The 17,379-nt window shown below is 62.5% G+C and carries 16 protein-coding genes; all 16 read left to right on the plus strand.

Annotated features, from left to right (window positions below; genetic code table 11):
• The first annotated feature begins 11 nt into the window (after positions 1-11).
• Entirely contained in the window at positions 12-779 is a 768-nt protein-coding gene (locus ACO2Q4_RS01525) for an outer membrane protein (protein ID WP_423316830.1), read from the plus strand.
• Positions 779-1,924, plus strand: coding sequence for a TIGR03032 family protein (locus tag ACO2Q4_RS01530; RefSeq protein ID WP_423316832.1), 1,146 nt, complete (start codon positions 779-781; stop codon positions 1,922-1,924). The genes ACO2Q4_RS01525 and ACO2Q4_RS01530 overlap by 1 nt, the downstream gene beginning before the upstream one ends.
• Position 1,925: 1 nt before the next feature.
• On the plus strand, positions 1,926-4,853 hold the full coding sequence (locus ACO2Q4_RS01535) for an FG-GAP-like repeat-containing protein (protein ID WP_423316834.1): 2,928 nt from the start codon (positions 1,926-1,928) through the stop codon (positions 4,851-4,853).
• 482 nt (positions 4,854-5,335) lie between these two features.
• Complete coding sequence (locus tag ACO2Q4_RS01540; RefSeq protein WP_423316836.1) at positions 5,336-6,568, plus strand: tyrosine-type recombinase/integrase; 1,233 nt, start codon at positions 5,336-5,338, stop codon at positions 6,566-6,568.
• Complete coding sequence (locus tag ACO2Q4_RS01545; protein WP_423316838.1) at positions 6,565-6,981, plus strand: hypothetical protein; 417 nt, start codon at positions 6,565-6,567, stop codon at positions 6,979-6,981. The genes ACO2Q4_RS01540 and ACO2Q4_RS01545 overlap by 4 nt, the downstream gene beginning before the upstream one ends.
• Positions 6,982-7,074: 93 nt before the next feature.
• Positions 7,075-7,272 carry a helix-turn-helix transcriptional regulator gene (locus ACO2Q4_RS01550; protein ID WP_423316840.1) on the plus strand — a complete coding sequence of 66 codons (198 nt, stop codon included), beginning with the start codon at positions 7,075-7,077 and terminating at the stop codon, positions 7,270-7,272.
• Between the two features lie 110 nt (positions 7,273-7,382).
• On the plus strand, positions 7,383-7,688 hold the full coding sequence (locus ACO2Q4_RS01555; protein ID WP_423316842.1) for a winged helix domain-containing protein: 306 nt from the start codon (positions 7,383-7,385) through the stop codon (positions 7,686-7,688).
• Positions 7,685-7,900 carry a transcriptional coactivator p15/PC4 family protein gene (locus tag ACO2Q4_RS01560; RefSeq protein WP_423316844.1) on the plus strand — a complete coding sequence of 72 codons (216 nt, stop codon included), beginning with the start codon at positions 7,685-7,687 and terminating at the stop codon, positions 7,898-7,900. Before ACO2Q4_RS01555 ends, ACO2Q4_RS01560 begins: the two co-directional genes overlap by 4 nt.
• Before the next feature lie 90 nt (positions 7,901-7,990).
• On the plus strand, positions 7,991-8,872 hold the full coding sequence (locus tag ACO2Q4_RS01565; protein ID WP_423316846.1) for a DUF7146 domain-containing protein: 882 nt from the start codon (positions 7,991-7,993) through the stop codon (positions 8,870-8,872).
• On the plus strand, positions 8,869-10,380 hold the full coding sequence (locus ACO2Q4_RS01570; RefSeq protein WP_423316848.1) for a YfjI family protein: 1,512 nt from the start codon (positions 8,869-8,871) through the stop codon (positions 10,378-10,380). The genes ACO2Q4_RS01565 and ACO2Q4_RS01570 overlap by 4 nt, the downstream gene beginning before the upstream one ends.
• A gap of 321 nt (positions 10,381-10,701) precedes the next feature.
• The gene (locus ACO2Q4_RS01575; RefSeq protein ID WP_423316850.1) at positions 10,702-11,262 is read left to right on the plus strand and encodes a hypothetical protein; all 561 of its coding nucleotides are present in this window, start codon (positions 10,702-10,704) and stop codon (positions 11,260-11,262) included.
• 498 nt (positions 11,263-11,760) lie between these two features.
• The gene (locus tag ACO2Q4_RS01580; protein ID WP_423316852.1) at positions 11,761-12,252 is read left to right on the plus strand and encodes a hypothetical protein; all 492 of its coding nucleotides are present in this window, start codon (positions 11,761-11,763) and stop codon (positions 12,250-12,252) included.
• Positions 12,234-13,097, plus strand: a complete 864-nt coding sequence (locus ACO2Q4_RS01585) for a hypothetical protein (protein ID WP_423316853.1) — start codon at positions 12,234-12,236, stop codon at positions 13,095-13,097. The genes ACO2Q4_RS01580 and ACO2Q4_RS01585 overlap by 19 nt, the downstream gene beginning before the upstream one ends.
• Positions 13,094-13,705, plus strand: coding sequence for a TIGR02594 family protein (locus tag ACO2Q4_RS01590; protein WP_423316854.1), 612 nt, complete (start codon positions 13,094-13,096; stop codon positions 13,703-13,705). Before ACO2Q4_RS01585 ends, ACO2Q4_RS01590 begins: the two co-directional genes overlap by 4 nt.
• Positions 13,706-13,707: 2 nt before the next feature.
• Positions 13,708-15,015: a hypothetical protein gene (locus ACO2Q4_RS01595; RefSeq protein ID WP_423316856.1), complete on the plus strand. Its 1,308-nt coding sequence runs from the start codon at positions 13,708-13,710 to the stop codon at positions 15,013-15,015.
• Positions 15,015-17,195 carry a hypothetical protein gene (locus ACO2Q4_RS01600; protein ID WP_423316858.1) on the plus strand — a complete coding sequence of 727 codons (2,181 nt, stop codon included), beginning with the start codon at positions 15,015-15,017 and terminating at the stop codon, positions 17,193-17,195. Before ACO2Q4_RS01595 ends, ACO2Q4_RS01600 begins: the two co-directional genes overlap by 1 nt.
• Positions 17,196-17,379 lie beyond the last annotated feature (184 nt).

The raw sequence follows: 17,379 nt of genomic DNA on the forward strand, positions 1-17,379 counted from the left end.
GTTGCGCTAGCTTGCGCCGAAGCGATTGTCCACTTTCGGCGAGGCCTATCCTGCGCAACTTCATTTGTACTGCCCTTGGGGCGACCGCCTTTCTTGCCTGTCTTCTGCCCGCCGCTGCCGCGGACTGGTCGGGTTGTTATGGCGGGGTCAGTCTTGGAGTCGCGCGGGCCAAATCCGACATCACCGACAAGCCGTTCCGCGAGGGGCCGTTTGCCGGGGCAGGCGTGGGTTGGAACGGTGCGCCCCATACCGTCTCTGCGGATGGAACCAGCGCGGCGCTGGGCGGGACACTGGGCTGCGACCGGCAATTCCAGAACGGCGGCGACGGCGCCTTCATCCTTGGCGCGGCGATGGACCTGAGCGCGCTGAATGCGGGCGGCGATGTGTCGTTTCCGGGGGCCGGGGCCGATACAACCGCCGATTTCAAGGTGAAGAACACCGCAAGCCTGCGCCTGCGCGCCGGTTATGCCCAGGATGACAAGCTGTTCTATGTCACCGGTGGCTATGCGCGAGGGGATATCGATGTCGGCGCGCGGGACCATGCACCCCCCGCCATGATGGAGGTCTCGGGCGGGGGCGGCAGGTCGGGATGGGTGCTCGGCGCGGGCGTCGAATGGCGCATCGCCGAAAACCGCAGCCTGGATTTCAGCCTGCTGCATTACGACTTCGGCAGCGTGAGCGCGACCGGCGCGGCCGAGGATCCGGCGGGCGCATTCCCGCGCTTCGAGAATGAGGTCACTGCCGACGTGCTGCGCGTCGGCATGAACTGGCATTTCTGATGACCGTGACCGCGGCATTGCCCGACGCTCCGGCAGGGGGCGTCGATGCGGCAAATCCCGAGCCGCTTGTCACCTGCTCGGCCGGCTTCTCGGACTGGCTTGAAACGCAGGACATCGCGCTTGCGCTGACCACCTATCAGGCAGGGCGGCTGTTCTTCGTCGGGCGGAAACCCGATGGCGGCATCCGTGCGCATGAGAGGCTGATCGAAAACTGCCAGGGTCTGTGGACCGACGGGCAAAGCCTTTGGACCAGCAGCGCCTTCATGCTCTGGCGGTTCGAGAATGTCCTGCAGCAGGGCCACGCGATGCCGGGGGGCGCCGATCGCAGATTCGCCCCGGTCGAGGGACGCGTAACCGGGCAGATCGACCTGCATGACATCGCAATGACCCAGATCGACGGCGCGCCGCGCCCGATCTTCGTCAACACGCTGTGCAATTGCCTTGCCACGATCAGCGACCGCGATTCCTTTCGCCCGCTGTGGATGCCCCGGTTCATCAGTGCGCTGGTGGCCGAGGATCGCTGCCATCTGAACGGGCTGGCGATGGACGGGACGCGCCCTGCCTATGTCACTGCTGTCGGGACCTCTGATGTCGCCGACGGTTGGCGTGACCAGCGGCAGGCAGGGGGCGTGGTGATCGATGTCGACAGCGGCGAGATTGCGGCGGCGGGTCTGTCCATGCCGCATTCGCCGCGGCTTTATCGTGGCAGGCTTTGGCTGCTGAATTCGGGCACGGGGGAATTCGGGCAGATAGATCTGCGGGATGGCAGTTTTACGCCCCTGTGCTTCTGCCCCGGCTTCGCGCGGGGCCTGGCCTTCAGCGGCAACCATGCAGTGATCGGCCTTTCGCTGCCGCGTCATGGCGGCAGCTTTTCCGGGCTGGAGCTTGACCAGCGCCTTGCCCGGAAATCCGCGACGCCACGCTGCGGGCTTCTGGTTGTCGACCTGACCTCGGGCCGGGTCGAGCATTGGCTGCGCTTCGGTCACACCATTACCGAGCTGTACGACACGGCCGTCCTGCCACGGACACGCATGGCCGAGGCCATAGGTTTCCGCAACGACGACATCAGGCGGGAAATCCGCCCCGAGATCCGGTCCGGGACCGACCGGATCATGGCCACCCCACATCCGCGCGAAGGAGTCTGACATGGCCATCTTCCGGACCATGACCACCAATCCGACCGGCACGAACCCGGTCAGCAACGCGGTCGCCGACGTGAATGGTGACGGCAACCTGGACCTGCTCGTCGCGAACTACATCAGCGACAATGTCTCGGTGCTGCTGGGCGATGGAACCGGGGCATTTGCCCAAACCGGCCTCATGCCTGCCACCGATGCCCCGCGATCAGTTGTCACCGGCGATCTGGATGGCGACGGCGATATCGATTTCCTTGCCACGAATCTTGCGGGCAATGGCGTCACTATTGCGATGAACGACGGCACCGGCGGCTTCGTTACGTCTTACACCGCTGTTGGAACGGGTCCCCGCGGCATAGCCGTCGGGGATCTCGACGGTGACGGGGATCTTGATTTCGTCACCGCAAACTATTCGTCGAACAATCTGTCGGTCATGTTGAATGACGGCCATGGCAGCTTTGCGGCGGCACAAGGTTCTCCGCTGACGACGGGCGGTAGCCGCCCGGTCCAGATGGCGTTGGGGGATTTCAACGGGGACGGACGCCTTGATCTGGCTGTCACCAACAATTCCAACAACTCGATCGGGATCCTGTTCAACAACGGCGACGGAACCTTTGCCGCCCCGGTTACGGCGGCGACGGGGGCGGGGCCCAGGGGCATCACCGTGGGCGACGTGGACGGCGATGGCAGGGCGGACCTGATCGCAGTCAACTTCAGCGGCAACTCGGTGTCGGTCCTGCGCAACGATGGCACGGGCGGATTTGCGGCACCTGTCAATTTTGCGACCGGAAACAACCCCTATGACGTCAAGCTTGGCGATCTGGACGGGGACGGCGATCTGGACATGGTGGTGTCCAATTCCGGCTCCTCCTCGATCAGCATTCTTTTCAACGATGGCGCAGGCAACTTCACGCCTGCCAGCGGCCTGCCGCTTCCTGTCGGAATCTCTCCAGGCGGGTTGTCGCTTGCGGACTTCGATGGCGATGGCGACCTTGATATCGCGACATCGAACTTCGGTTCGAATACCAGCACCATCCTGCTGAACACCATGGCGACCTATTCGGTCACCGCGGCCTCGGCAAATGAAGGTACGGCCACCGGTTCGGGCGGTTATCTTGAGTTCACCATCACCCGCACAGCCACCTCGGAAGCCGAGAGCGTGTCCTTTTCCCTTGGCGGCAGCGCGACCGCAGGTTCCGACTATGTCGCGCCGGCAGCGACGGTCAGCTTCGCGGTAGGACAACAATCGGCCATCGTCCGCGTCGCCATTGTTCCAGATTCGCAATTCGAGGCAGATGAAAGCCTGACGCTTACCCTGACCCATGCCGATGGAGAGGGCAGGATCTCGGCCACAGAGGGCGCGGCAACCGCGATCATCGTGAATGATGACGTGGTAAACCGCGCCCCATCAGGTGCCAACCACACACTCTCTTTGAACGAGGACGGCAGCCGCGCGTTGGTGGTTTCGGATTTCGGCTTCAGCGATCCGGACGGACACGCGCTGTCGGCGGTCAGGATCACCGGCCTGCCGGGGGCAGGGCAATTGACGCTGGATGGCGTCGCCGTCACGGCGGGGCAGATGGTTGCCGTCGCCGATATCGCCGCGGGTGATCTGGTGTTTCGGCCCGCGGCGAATGGCAACGGGGCACCCTATGCCTCGCTGACCTTTCAGGTGCAGGACAATGGCGGCACGGCGGGTGGCGGGGTCGACCTTGATCCGACGCCGAACCGGCTGACCTTCAATGTCGCGGCGGTGAACGATGCCCCCGTCCTGATCGGAGACCTGCACGCGACTGTCCGCGAAGGCGGGCGCTATGTCCTGACCGCTGCCGATATCGGCTTCAGCGATCCCGACGACAGCGGCGCGGGCGTGGTGTTCCGTGTCTCGGCCCCGGTTCATGGCGCGCTGCTGGTGAATGGCGCGGCCGCGGCCAGCTTTACCTCCGCCGATATTGCCGCGGGCCGGGTCAGCTTTCTGCATGACGGGTCCGAGAGCAACTCCGCCTCGTTCCGGGTGCTGGTCGAGGATGGAAACGAGGACGGCTCGGTCCCGATAGCGCGCAGCTTTGGCTTCAACGTGACGCCCGTGAATGACGCGCCGGTGCTGCATGTCTCGCCACTGGTCGGCAGCCTGGCCGAGGATGCGTCGACCGCGGCGGGCATCAGGGTTGCGACGTTGTCCGTGACCGACCCGGATGGCGGGCCGAACCACCTGTCGCTGACCGGCGCGGATGCGGGTCTGTTCGAGATCCGCAATGGCGGGGTCTGGCTGCGTGCCGGGGCCGCGCTGGATTTCGAGACCAATCCCGCTTTGGACGTGACGGTCCTGCTGAACGATCCGACCATCGGCACCGGCCCCGAGGGACGCCATGCGCTGCGCATCGCGGTGACGGATGTGGTCGAGGGGCTGACCGGCACCGCCGGGAATGACCGGCTGGTTGGCGGTTCGGGCAACGAGACGCTGTCTGGTCGCGGCGGGAACGATGTCCTGCTGGGGGTCGGGGGCAATGACGTGCTGATCGGCGGAGCGGGCGTCGATACGATGCGCGGCGGCGCGGGCCATGACAGCTTCGTCTTCACCTCGGTCCAGGATTCCGCGCCGGGCTATTCCGGCTATATCAACAACGGCCCGCTGAACCCGCTGTCGGGTGCGGGTCATCGTGACCTGATCCTGGATTTCACCCATGGGCAGGACAAAATCGACCTGTCGCGGATCGATGCGAATCCGGCGCTGGCCGGGGACCAGGCCTTTGTCTGGCGCGGCGGTGGCAATTTTTCGGCCACGACGGCAGATGTGGTCTTTCGCCAGTTCGATGTCACGGGCACGGACCATGACCGGACCATCGTCTATGGCGATCTGAACCACGACGGGCGGGCCGATTTCCAGATCGAACTTGCGGGGCTGGTGAACCTGAATCGGGACGATTTCATCCTGTGACGGGTCGGGTTTCGGGGCCGGTTTCCGGCCCCGCCGCGCCAGCTTCGGGACAAGCGACATAAGCGGCGCATTGGTCGCGAATGCCCGAATGAGATCATCGAAGACGCAAAAGCGTCCAGCGCTGAAAGGCTGGCCCGAAGGCCGAATTATAATGTCTGGACAAACGCTTGGCTGACATTATCATCAGCCGTTGTGCCAATCTTCCGGGGGAAGATATAGTGGTGAGCCCAACAGGATTCGAACCTGTGACCCACTGATTAAAAGTCTGTTGCTCTGAAAATCTCCAGTCGATTTCATCCCGTGCCATGTCGTTTCAAGAATGTTTGCCATAAAGTTTTTCGCAAACTTTTCAGAGATTTGCAATTTTCTCCATCCCGTCTTATCTTGTTTCAAGCGGTATCAATCCATGCCGTCGAGAATGTCCGCTAGCTGTCCGCTAGCTTTGATGTTCTCGGGTAGTTCCGGGGAATGGGGTGGCGGGTATGAAAAAGTCGATCAGTGATGTGCTCTTGCGCTCCCTCAAAGCGCCCGAGACTGGGCGCGTCGAAATCTCTGACGTCGCGCGGCCGGGCCTGAGGTTTCGGATAATCCCCAGCGGCAAGCGCACCTGGATTTTCGAGAAGCGCATTAAGGGTGGGCCAAAGCGCACCCATACGCTTGGCACCTACCCCGAGACGTCTATCAAGTCGGCCCGAGCTATGGCTTTGGAACTTGAGTTGGAGGCAACTCGGGGGTTCGACCGCATTGCAGAGGCGGAGAGGGAAGCCGAACGGAAGGTCCAGGCGGAACTTTCAGCAACCAGCGTTCAGAGGGTGCTAGAGGCGTTTGATGCCCTTCACCTCGCGAACCTGCGGACAGGCAGTGAAGTGCGCCAATCGCTGTTGGCTGCTATGGCGCCCTATCTCAGCCGTGACATTGCCAGCCTGAACAGGAAGACCTTGCAGGGCATCATCGACGCCAAGGCGGCAACGGGGGCAAAGGTGCAGGCGAACCGCGTGAAAGCCTACCTGTCCAAGTTCACGAAATTTGCCTGGCAGCGGGGATATATCGAGAACCACATCGGCGTCGGGCTTGAAAAGGCATGCAAGGAAGTTTCGCGGGACCGCGTCCTGACCGTTTGGGAAGTCCACGAAATCTGGGATGCGACGTTCAAGCTGTCGGATATCGCTGGGGGCATCGTCCGCCTCCTCATTCTAACCGCCCAGCGCAAGAACGAGATTGCCCGACTTACATGGGATGAGGTGAGCGCGGAACAAAGTTGGATCGAACTCAGAGGTCGCCGCACCAAGAATGGCAAGGCGCATATCACCCATCTTTCTGGTCCGGCGATGAAAGAGATTGAAGCTCGCCGCGGCATCAGTGATTCGCCTTTCCTTTTCACCACGACGGACAAGGCGCCGTTCTCAGGTTTTAGCAGCCTCAAGAGGCAGTTGGACGAGCACCTGCGAAAGGATTTCGAACACTGGACCTTGCATGACCTGAGAACCGCATTTGCCACTGAGATGGCGAGTCGTGGGGAATTGGAAACGGTGGTTGACCGGATACTGAACCACGCCGCGTCCGGATCGGCGCCCAGCGCTGTCGCTCGCGTCTACAATCGGTCGCAGTATCTGCCTGAGCGCAAGCGCATCCTGAACGACTGGGCGGCGGTGGTGACCGGCCCGCGTCCGGTGAAGTCGACCAAGGTCATTCCGTTCAAGGCGGGGGCAGCGTGACAGCCGACATTCCAGAAGATGACTGGATGGACGTTTTTTTTCGGGAAGGCACCGAGCAAAGGGCGGTGCATTTTGCGAAACAGGGGGATCCGACCCTTCTGATTGACCTCATTGAGTCTGGCGAGGCCATAGGGCCTTTAGCGCGCTCTTTTCTCGTCTCGCACTTGAGGCGGAATGCTGGCCGGCGCAATTTGTGGCTGGACGGGCAAAGGCGGTTGGAGGCTGCAAATTCAGTATGGCTTTTGGCCAGAATGAACGGCTGGTCTCGCGGGCGCGCGATGCGCGAATATCTGGACGAGCATCCCGACTTGGACATGGAGACGCTTCGCACATGGCTGCGAGAAGCGGGAGTGGGAAAACTAGACGGATTGCCACCTATCCCAGAAATACCCGTTAAGAAACAGAAGGGTTAGAAACACTTCAAGGTGCTCACCCTGCGCGCGCGCATCGTTTCAATCAGCATCAACCCATCGCAACGAGAACCAACCAGTGCGAGGGTTGACCAAATGCAGACTTCTGAACGGCTCCTGAGAGACCAAGATGCCGCTGCTGCGCTCGGCGTTAGCAAGACCACCTTCTGGCGGCTGACGAAGGACGGCACCGTGCCTCGGCCCATCAAAATCGGCGCGTCCTCGCGCTGGCCGCAATCCGAAATCCTTGCGGTTATCGAGCGCGCAAAAGCTGCGCGTGCCGAAGCCGCATAACGAAACCACCACCCCGGGGCATTCAGGGTGGCGGCGCATTCGTTTGGCGGTATTGGGATACCACGAATATAGCGTTCGACGCCCTTGCCTGCAAGATGAAAGGCAAGGTTATGACCTTCGAAAAGCAATGGCCCGCGAGGGCATTTACGGTGAGCGACGGGGCGCAGGTTTCGCGTGTCGTCGTCGTCAAAGGCCGGGACCGCTGGGCTCTTGAGGAGTTGATGCGAGCCGGTCCCAAGGGCTGCACGCCGATCACGCATCCCGGCCCTCGCTGGTCCGCTTACGTGTTCAAACTGCGGCAGGCCGGTGTCAGCATCGAGACCCTGCATGAGAACCATGACGGACCATTTCCCGGCCATCATGCCCGCTACGTTCTTCAATCCAGCGCCATCCCCGGCCGGGAGGCTGCGGCATGATGGATCTGGGCACCATTGCGAAAAACAGCCGCGAGGAAATCCGCATCACCGCGGAAAGCTTCAAGGGTCACGACATCATCAACATCCGCGTCTGGTATCGTGACGATACCGACGAGATGCGCCCCGGTAAGCAGGGGCTCGCCTTTCGGTTGGATCTGCTGCCGGCGGTCCTTGACACTCTGGGCAAGGCCCGGAAAGGCGGTGCTGCATGATGGGGCTTCGCATTTCGCGACTCTGCATCCGCTATGGCATCAGCTACGACCGCGCCGCCCTGATGGCTTCCCTGATCTGGGGTGCTGGTCGTGACTGATGCCCGCACCCTCACGCTCTCGCTGGGTGGCAAATGGTATGGCCGCTACGGCCTTGCCTGCTGCCCTGCCCACGGCGACCGCAAGCCGTCCTTGTCGCTCGCCGACGCCCCCGATGGGCGTTTGCTGCTGAACTGCAAGACTGGCTGCGCCTTTACCGACATTCTGGAGGCCCTGCGTTCGCGGGGCGCCATGACCGGCGACTATCGCCCCGAGCCGTTGAGCCCGGCCGAGATTGCCCGCCGCAAGGCCGAGGACGAAGCCGCCGCCATACAGACGGAGAAACGCGCGCGGGCCTGCTGGACCGAGGCGCAGCCGATCGTCGGCACCATCGCGGAAACCTATCTGCGGGGCCGGGGCATCACCTGTGCCTTGGCGGAAAGCCTGCGCTTTCATCCCGATTGCTGGCATCCGAGTGCCCAACGCGCTCCCGCCATGGTGGCGCGGATCGAGGGGCTGACCCGGCTGGCGGTGCATCGGACCTATTTGCGCCCGGACGGCAGCGGCAAGGCGGATCTGGACCCGCCCAAGGCCATGCTCGGCGCGGCGCTAGGCGGGGCTGTGCGACTCGTTGAGACGCAGGGGCCGCTGGTGGTGGCCGAGGGTATCGAAACCGCTCTGAGCCTCGCCAGCGGTTTGCTGGGGCGTCCCGCGACGATCTGGGCGGCACTGTCCTGCGCCGGGATTGCCGGGCTGCACCTACCATCCCGTGCCGGGCGCCTGACCATTGCCAGTGACGGCGACGAGCCGGGTCGATCTGCCGCGCACAAGCTGGCCGAGCGCGCCAGCGCCCTGGGCTGGACCGTCAGCCTTCTTCCAGCCCCCGAGGGACGGGACTGGAACGATATCCTGAACAAGAAAGGGGCCGCTGCATGAACGCGATGCCCGAACAGCTACATCCCGCCGCAGTTCCCTTCATGGAAGAATGGCCGGATGCCGATCTACGTCTGCTGAGCAGCGAAATACCGGAACCGCCTGCGCTGCCCTTGGAACAGGTCTTTTCGGCGTGCTGGGCAGACTGGATGCGCAAAGCCGCCGATTGCAAGGGCGCGCCGCCCGATTATGTGGTTGCGTCAGTTCTGTCAGTTTGCGGCTCTCTGATTGGCAACACCCGCTGGGCATCGCCTTGGCAGGGTTGGGCAGAACCGCCTGTGCCGTGGTTCATGATTATCGGAAACCCGTCAGCAGGCAAAAGCCCTGGTCTTGATGCCGTCCTGATGCCTCTCAAGAAGTCCGAACGTCAGATGCGCGAGGCCGCGCAGGGCGATATCAACGATTGGCGCGCGAAAGCGGAGGTTGCCCGCTTGGCGGAATCCACGTGGAAGGAAGCCGTAAAGGCAGCCATCAAAGTCGGCGACGAGCCGCCCGCGCGCCCGGACTCGGCCAACCCCGGCCCTGAGCCTGTGATGCCTCGGCTTGCTGTATCCGATGCCACGGTCGAAAAGCTGGCGGTCATCATGTCGAGCCAACCGCGCGGCACTCTACTGGCCCGCGACGAGTTGGCGGGATGGTTGCAGGGCATGAGCCGCTATTCTGGGGGCGGTTCGGATCGCCCGTTCTGGCTGGAAGCCTATGGGGGCCGTGCCTATTCGGTCGAGCGCATGGGGCGTGATCCGGTTTATATCGACAGGCTCACGCTGGGCGTGGTGGGGGGTATCCAGCCCGACCGGCTTCGTAGCCTGCTGATCAAGTCGGATGATGATGGTCTGTTGGCCCGCCTGATGCCTGTCTGGCCGCACCCTGCGCCCGTGAAGCGCCCCGAGGTTTTCCATGATGAAACCTTCATTGAGAATGCTGTCACGCGGTTGCTGACGTTGCAGATGCCTGCCGACGAGCGCGGGGAGCGGCGCCCCTGGTTCGTGCCTTTCACGAATGATGCACGCGACCTTCTGGATAGCTTCCGGCAGGCCGTTCGAGAATGGGAAGTCGGCACGGAAGGGCTGATGCTCTCTTTCATCGGCAAACTGCCCGGCGTGGCCGTGCGGCTGTCCTTGGTGCTGGCGATGATGGAATGGGCATCGGGAGAAGCCCAGGAGCCGCAGGAAATCACCATCAACCATTTTGGCAGGGCGGCGCATCTGGTCGAAGCCTATCTCCTGCCTATGGCGAAGCGCGCCTATGCGGAGAACGCTGGAAATCCGGCGCAGCGCTCGGCCCGCGCGCTTCTGGCTCTGATCCGCGAAGAAGGCTGGCGGAGCTTCACCGCTCGCGATGTGCGGCGCAAGCAACGAACCCACCTTCAGGACATGGAGATGATCAACCCGGCAATCAGAGTTCTGGAAACCGCCGATCTGATCCGCAATGTCGAACTTCCGCCCGGGCCAAAGGGTGGTGCGCCGAAGCGGCTCTATGCGGTCAATCCTGCCGTGCGAGGTGACGCATGACACGATGGCTCCAAGCGGCAACCGCAGGTCTTTGCCAAACTGACAGAACTGACAGAACTGACGAAACCCCCGATATGCAGACGATTCCGACCAAGGAAACCCCGAATCCCGAGGTTCTGTCAGTATTGTCAGTTTGTCAGTTCGACGCAGAACCAGCCTCGCCGTCACCTGCTGCCGCCCCGTGGTCAGGTCGCAGCTATTCCCCTGAGGTCATCCGACCGGGCGTGGCGGGTGCTTTCGCGGATTGGAAGGCGATGAACGACCCGCAGGATGCGAGGGCATGGGCATGATTCTCGTCAAAGTCCACATGGAGGATCCACGATGAGCGGCTATCTTGACGGGCTGGGCCATATCGGGCGTCGGATGTTTCGCGATGCTCTGGCCATGAAAGCAGCTCAGACTGCTCGTGATTGGGCCGAGAACAGCCAGGACGTTCACGATGGCAAGTTCGTCCCTGTGCGGGAACCGGCGGCAATCGAGGCTCTGCGTGGGGTCTACGAGGTCGTGCTGCGGAGAGGTGGTATGGATCATGTCGAGCGCATTGATCAGGAAACGGCGTTGGCCTTCCCCAGCCAATCCGGGTTCGTGAGACCCAGCACAATCCTTGCCTATCTTGGGCATGTTCACGTCTCTGGTGATTCCGACCTGAGTATCTGTGACTTCGAACGGCAACGGATGCAGCCGGCAGCATGGCTTGCCTCCGGCATCGACCGCGATGGCTTTTGCCGGTTCGCGGTTTTGATCCGATACGGCGACCTGAGCCCAGAATTCCACAGTCATGGTCGACGGGACGCGTTGCGTCAGTTGGCGTTCAAAACTCTCGATCCGGCCACAAGAGCCGCCTTCTCACGCAATGCGAAATCGAAAGGGTGCACATCTTGAACAGAGCAATCAAAAAAGTCGTCCGCAACCATGCAGACCGAGCGGCGGCCAGAATGGCGCAAGGCTTCCTCGCTACTGTTGGTGAGAGCGTAGTTCAGGTCTGCAACGTCGCATTGATAGGAATCTTGCAGGAAGCCATTGCGGACATGTTGCGCAATGGACGTTCGGAGGTCTTGCGACCCGTAACACTGGCCATGGCATCGGGATTCCCTGGGTTCAATCCACATTCCGACTGGTCGGAGAGGGCTTGGCTCGCGGTGGTTCTGGACGACCAGGGCATGCCATACGCGGCCGTCCAGCAAGAGGGTCCCGCGAGTATTCCTCCTCAATGCCGTGTAGGTGCCGCGCGATCAGCAGCGCTCTTTTCCGCTTGGCGCAACAGCCTTTCCCCCCTGGCCAAACTCGCAAATTTGCCGCCCCTCGGGAGGGCATAAATCTTGAGATTCGTCGTGATATGAGGTAATATAATACCGTAACTGGCGGTAACGGTATGGGGCTATGCTGACCGATCAAAATACCTCGGCGACAGCCAAGGAACCGTCTGTGTCCTCCATCCTCGCGGGGCTGGCCGCAGACCCTCTGACCCGTCGCATATCGGTCGAAGAAGCAGCCCAGTTCTTTGCGCATCCCTCGCAGCAGATCTACGGGGCCGCACCGGACAACCTGCCCGGCGAGCCGTTTATGTATTACGCCAGCGGGCCATTCTGTGGCGCCGCGCATCCCGGCCCCTTGCGGGACGTCTGGATCGTTGATTATGCCGTCAAGCCGGAGGGCTGGGGCAACCTCGTCGAACATGCCCGCAACGTCCTGCGCATGCATTGGGACACCGTGCAGCCCGCGAGCCTGATAGGCTTCACGCGCACAGATCTTCGCCATGCGCTCGCCTTCATGCGGCGCGTCGGCTTCGTGCCAATTGGGACACTCACAGCCAGCAATGGCGATTTCGTCATCAGCCACTTCGGAGAACCGCAATGGGCATTGATCCAGTAACCGCCGCTATCGGCGGATCGGTCGCGAGCGGCCTCATGGGTTCGTCTGCATCCAAGAAAGCCGCGAGCGCCCAGACAGACGCCAATGACAAGGCCTTAGCCCTGCAACGTGAGATGTATGACCAGACCCGCTCAGATCTGGGGGGCTATCGCGATGCCGGCGGCGTTGGATTGCAGGCCCTGATGTATGAGCTTGGTCTCGGTCCAGCGCCACGTGTTGGCGGTCAGGCTCCGCGCATTGAAACGATTACCACGCCGGGCACTTCCTCGGGCGGGCCATCTCTGCTGGATCGGCTCCGCGCAGGAGCTACTGGCAATCAGGATACGCGGGACTACTATCTCAACCGCAATCCCGACACGACCACGCCGGGCAGAACGCAATACCGTGTCGGCGGGCAAACCTTCAACACGCTGGAAGAGGCGCAGGCTTGGGCACGGTCCAACCCGACTGGAAGCTCGGCATACCGTGGGTTCGAAGAAACGCCCGGCTACAAGTTCCAGTTCGATCAGGGCACCAAAGCGGTCAACGCGCTGGCGGGGGCGCGTGGTGGGCTGAACAGCGGCAGGACGATGGAGGAACTGACCGAGTTTGGGCATGGTCTCGCCAGCACCGAGCATGGCAATTACCTGAATCGCCTAACCGGATTGGCTGGCCTGGGTCAGAATAGCGCGGCTATGACCGGCACCGCCGGCCAGAACTTTGCCAACAGCGCCGGAAACCTGCTTTCCAGTTCGGGAAGCGCCCTCGCGGACAGCTACATCAACAGCGCCAGTTCGTTCAACAACGGCCTGAACAACGCACTAGGGGCTTGGCGCTATCAATCAGGGCTGGGGAAAACGGGATGAACGCGTTCGAACTCGCGGGCAAGCAGCTTGGCCTGAACGAGAGCGACCAGAAAGCCGCGCTGCAAGACTATCTCGTCACCGGCGGTCAGAACCTCGACCCCGCAACCACGGCATGGTGTGCGGCCTTCGTCAACGCCACGCTGGCGCAATCCGGCGGGCAGGGCACCGGCAAGCTGAATGCTCGCTCCTATCTCGATTGGGGGCAGGCGGTGGATAAGCCGCAGCAGGGCGATATAGCCGTGTTTTCCCGCGGCGATCCGAACGGCTGGCAGGGTCATGTCGGGTTCTTCGAAGGCTATAACCCGGACGGGACAATCCGCGTCCTCGGTGGAAACCAAGGCGACAGCGTGAGCGTGGCGAGTTTCAGCCCTGACAGCCTGCTTGGCTTCCGCCGCGACGGCAATGCCTTGGCAAATGCCTATACCCCGGATTCGCAAGGCCAAGATCCACAGACAGGGCAGCCGGCCAACGCTTTCGCCCCGCAGAATGCACTTGCCGGGTATCCAAACGCCGCGCAGCAGCAGGCTTGGGAACAGTCCATGACCTATACGCCGCTGCGCCGCAGTCGACCCACCAACGCGCTTTCTGCGCCTATTCCCCTGGTGTAAGCATGGCAGAACTTTATCTCCCGAACTTCGTCAACACCCTTGCGATGGCGGATCAGGCATCAGCCCGCGCGAATGACCAGCAGCGCCAGAACGCTCTGGCAGGCTATTACCGCGACAATGCGCAAGACCTCTTGGCTGGCGACCAGAACGCCCTTGCCGGTCTGGCGCAATATGACCCGCAGGCTGCGTTCGGAATGCAGCGGCAGATTCAGGACGACCAGCAGCGGGCCGCAGATCGCGCGGAGATGCGTGCTGACCGCCTGAACGAGCGCAACTACCAGCGTGGCCGCGATGCTCGTCTGGACGCCCGCCAGAGCCGCGCAGACGACCGTGCCGATCAGGAATGGCAGTTCAAGCTGGAGCAGCACGCGGCGACCCTTTCACAGCAACAGAGGGAGGCGCAGGTTGCCGCAATCGAACAGGCAGTGCAGCGAGGCCTCGCCATCCCCGACGCCGCGACTTGGGACCAGTTCATGACGCAGAATGGTCAGCCGGATCTGGTCGGCCAGTTTGACAACCGCGAGAGCATCGCGCGTGGGTATATGACGATTGCAGAGCAGTTGAAGGGGATGCAGCCAGCCGCGCCCATGTCCGGGCCGGGCAGGGTGCAAGCCGACATCAATGCCGGATATCTGCCGGAGGGAACCCCGCTGCGTGGGGAAGCCCCGCAAACGGTTATCGATATGGGCGGCAACAGCAGCGCCTTCACCAAAAAGAGCGATGAACTTGCTGCAACGCGCCTTGGTGATGTCGTGACCGATGGGCAGAACGCCGGGCGGCTGATTGGCGACCTGCAAGCACTCGCTGGACTGGCGGGGCAGATCAACACCGGCAAGGGCGCGGAACTGATGACACGATTCGGCCCCTATGCGGAAATGGCAGGGATCAGCATCGATGGGCTATCAGAGATGCAGTCCTATCAGGCCATCGTTGACCGATTGGCCCCGGCGATGCGGCCCCCCGGCTCTGGTGGATCGTCTGATTTCGACGCCAAGCAATTCCTGTCGTCTCTGCCGAGCCTTGCCCGCACCCCCGAGGGCAACGCCATCATCAACGAAACGCTCCAGTCCGTTCAGCGCCAAAAGCTCGCGGCGGCTGATATCGCCATGCAAGCGCAGCGCGGGGAAATCACATGGCAGGAGGCCGACAAGAAGATGGCGGCGCTCGGCAACCCCTACGAAACCTTCAACAAGATGAAGGACAAGATCAGCGGCGGCGCTTCGCAGGCCCCGCAGGTTGGCGAGGTGCGCAAAGGATACCGCTTCAAGGGCGGCGATCCGGCAGACCAGGCCAACTGGGAGAAGCAGTAATGGGCGGCCCGTGGGAAGATTTCCAACCCCAGACGGCGCAAGAGGATGGCCCGTGGGCTGACTTCGCGCCCGCCAAGCAGGATCCGCAAGGCGGTCGACGGGCAATTGCGTCGACCAAAGACGGCGGCACGATCTGGGAGCTATCGGACGGCAAACGCGTGTTCAGCAGCCCGAACTACAGCACCAGCGACCCGGAGCAGATCGCCGAGCTGATGGAGGGTGCGACCCCGGCTGATGTGTCCATGTCGGGATGGAATGAAGGCATCATCGACCAGAATCCTGTGAAGGCGCGCGCACTGAAAGCGGTGGAAGGCGTGCCGTTCGTCGGCAGCTACGCGGACGAGACAGTCGGAGCTGTTTATGGCGACCAGGCCAGAGATGCATGGCGCTCAACATCACGGGCGATGGATGAGGAAAAGCCGCTCCAAAGTGCCGGCCTACAACTCGCGGGCGGTGTCGCGGCAACGGTTCCAGCCCTAATGGCAACCGGTCCCGGCCTTGCGGCTGAGAGCCTGGCCGGAAACATGCTGCGTGGCGGGCTTTTTGGCATGGGCGAGGGTGCCGTGCGAGGGTTCGGCCGCGGCGAGGACAATCCCAACGCGAGATTCCGGACAGGCCTTACGGATATGGTTATGGGCGGAGCGGTTGGCGCTGTGGCGCCGGCCGTCGCCCATGGCGCAGGAGCGCTCTACCGTGCGGGCCGTAATGCGCTTGCCGACCACCGCGGCGTTGGTAGCGTGGCCAATGCGCTTGGCATCAGCAAAAAGGCTGGACGCCTCCTGTCCGACACTCTGGAGATGGACGACCTGACCCGGATGCGGACTGCCATCAACGACGCCGGGCAGGATGCCATGCTTGCCGACGCTGGCCCCACCACTCGCAATGCGCTGGACTTCGTGACGCAAGCCCCCGGCGAGGGTGCGCGCACGGCGCTGCGCCGGATTGATGACCGCGCCACGGCGGCTGGTGGGCGGCTCAATGACGCGCTGGACCAATCCCTGACCGGCAACAATGTCGGCGCTCCGGGAGGCCGTCAGTTCAGCGACACGGCCCGCTTGCAGGCGGATGTAAGACAAGCCACAGCGCCCGCCCGCAAGGCCGTCTACGACGCTGCCTATGCGCGGCCCATCGACTATGCCAGCCAGCAAGGCCGCGCCCTTCTGGACGATATCAGCCCCCGGCTTCCGCAAGAGGTTATCGGCTACGCCAACAAACTGATGCGGATGAAGGGCGAGAAGTCCGCGCAGATCATGGCGAGCATCGCGGATGACGGCACGGTCACGTTTACGAACCCGCCTGACGTTCGCCAGTGGGATTACATCAAGCGGGCGCTGGACGGGCTTGCGGAGACGAGCGAAGGCACCGGTGCGCTTGGCGCTCAGACCACGATGGGCGGGGCGTTCAAGAACCTCGCTCGGGATATCCGCACCAATCTTGGGCAGGCCGTTCCCGAATACGACTATGCCGTCAACACGGCAGGCGACATCATCGGCGAAATCAAGGCGCTCAAGACGGGGGAAACCCTGCTGCGCGACAATGTGACCCGCGCCGAAGCGGAGGCGGCGCTTGACGGCATGTCGCAGGTGGATCGGGCCGCGGTAAAGCGTGGCCTGCGTGTCAGCATCGATGACGCCGTTGCGAATGTGAAAGCCATTGCCTCGGACCCGAACATGGACGCCCGCGAGGCATACAAGTCGTATCAGATGCTGTCTGGCCGGGCCGCTCAAGACAAGATGAAGATGCTGCTCAAGGAGGACTGGCCACCGCTCAAAACGGCATTGGATGAGGCAGCATCTGCGCTTCGCCTGCGGGCTTCCGTCGGCGGGAACAGCAAGACGGGGATGCGCGGTGAGTTCAAGCAGATGTTTGAGGACGCCAACGCTCCTGGCGATTTCCGTCTTGGGAAGCCGATCCCAACGGCACAGGGCTTTTGGCAGCGTTTCACCGGGGCAACTCCATCGCACGTGCAACGGGCCAATGCGGCTACGCGTAACGAACTCGCGGATGTTCTGACCCGCCCCAATGCGCTGGCTACGCTCAATGCGTTTGAAGGCGCTCGCGCAGCATTTCCACTTTTGCCGGGTGCAGGGGCTGGCGTGACGAATGCTCTGAACGGTCTTGGCTTGGCATCTCTGCCGACGTCGGCTGGAGAGTTGCGTAACCGGCTACTCCCACGATGAGGCAACAGAACGCCGCAAGCCCGATGGCCGGCCAATCGTTCTCATTCCTCTTAATCCGCCAGACCGCATAGAGGAACACGACCGTAACCATGTTCGCGGCAATGACGACGGTAAACACCTCGGCCATGCTCATTGGCGAATCTTACGTTCCGCCGCGAAATCCCGCAACTGATTGAAGGACGGT

The organism is Paracoccus sp. KR1-242, assembly GCF_049446195.1.
Lineage (GTDB): Bacteria > Pseudomonadota > Alphaproteobacteria > Rhodobacterales > Rhodobacteraceae > Paracoccus > Paracoccus broussonetiae.

Excerpts from the sequence above, each read along its gene's own strand:
- ACO2Q4_RS01530 (WP_423316832.1), top strand. The coding sequence starts at position 779 with ATGACCGTGACCGCGGCATTGCCCGACGCTCCGGCAGGGGGCGTCGAT.
- ACO2Q4_RS01535 (WP_423316834.1), top strand. The coding sequence starts at position 1,926 with ATGGCCATCTTCCGGACCATGACCACCAATCCGACCGGCACGAACCCG.
- ACO2Q4_RS01540 (WP_423316836.1), top strand. The coding sequence starts at position 5,336 with ATGAAAAAGTCGATCAGTGATGTGCTCTTGCGCTCCCTCAAAGCGCCC.
- ACO2Q4_RS01550 (WP_423316840.1), top strand. The coding sequence starts at position 7,075 with ATGCAGACTTCTGAACGGCTCCTGAGAGACCAAGATGCCGCTGCTGCG.
- ACO2Q4_RS01555 (WP_423316842.1), top strand. The coding sequence starts at position 7,383 with ATGACCTTCGAAAAGCAATGGCCCGCGAGGGCATTTACGGTGAGCGAC.
- ACO2Q4_RS01560 (WP_423316844.1), top strand. The coding sequence starts at position 7,685 with ATGATGGATCTGGGCACCATTGCGAAAAACAGCCGCGAGGAAATCCGC.
- ACO2Q4_RS01570 (WP_423316848.1), top strand. The coding sequence starts at position 8,869 with ATGAACGCGATGCCCGAACAGCTACATCCCGCCGCAGTTCCCTTCATG.
- ACO2Q4_RS01575 (WP_423316850.1), top strand. The coding sequence starts at position 10,702 with ATGAGCGGCTATCTTGACGGGCTGGGCCATATCGGGCGTCGGATGTTT.
- ACO2Q4_RS01580 (WP_423316852.1), top strand. The coding sequence starts at position 11,761 with ATGCTGACCGATCAAAATACCTCGGCGACAGCCAAGGAACCGTCTGTG.
- ACO2Q4_RS01585 (WP_423316853.1), top strand. The coding sequence starts at position 12,234 with ATGGGCATTGATCCAGTAACCGCCGCTATCGGCGGATCGGTCGCGAGC.
- ACO2Q4_RS01590 (WP_423316854.1), top strand. The coding sequence starts at position 13,094 with ATGAACGCGTTCGAACTCGCGGGCAAGCAGCTTGGCCTGAACGAGAGC.
- ACO2Q4_RS01595 (WP_423316856.1), top strand. The coding sequence starts at position 13,708 with ATGGCAGAACTTTATCTCCCGAACTTCGTCAACACCCTTGCGATGGCG.
- ACO2Q4_RS01600 (WP_423316858.1), top strand. The coding sequence starts at position 15,015 with ATGGGCGGCCCGTGGGAAGATTTCCAACCCCAGACGGCGCAAGAGGAT.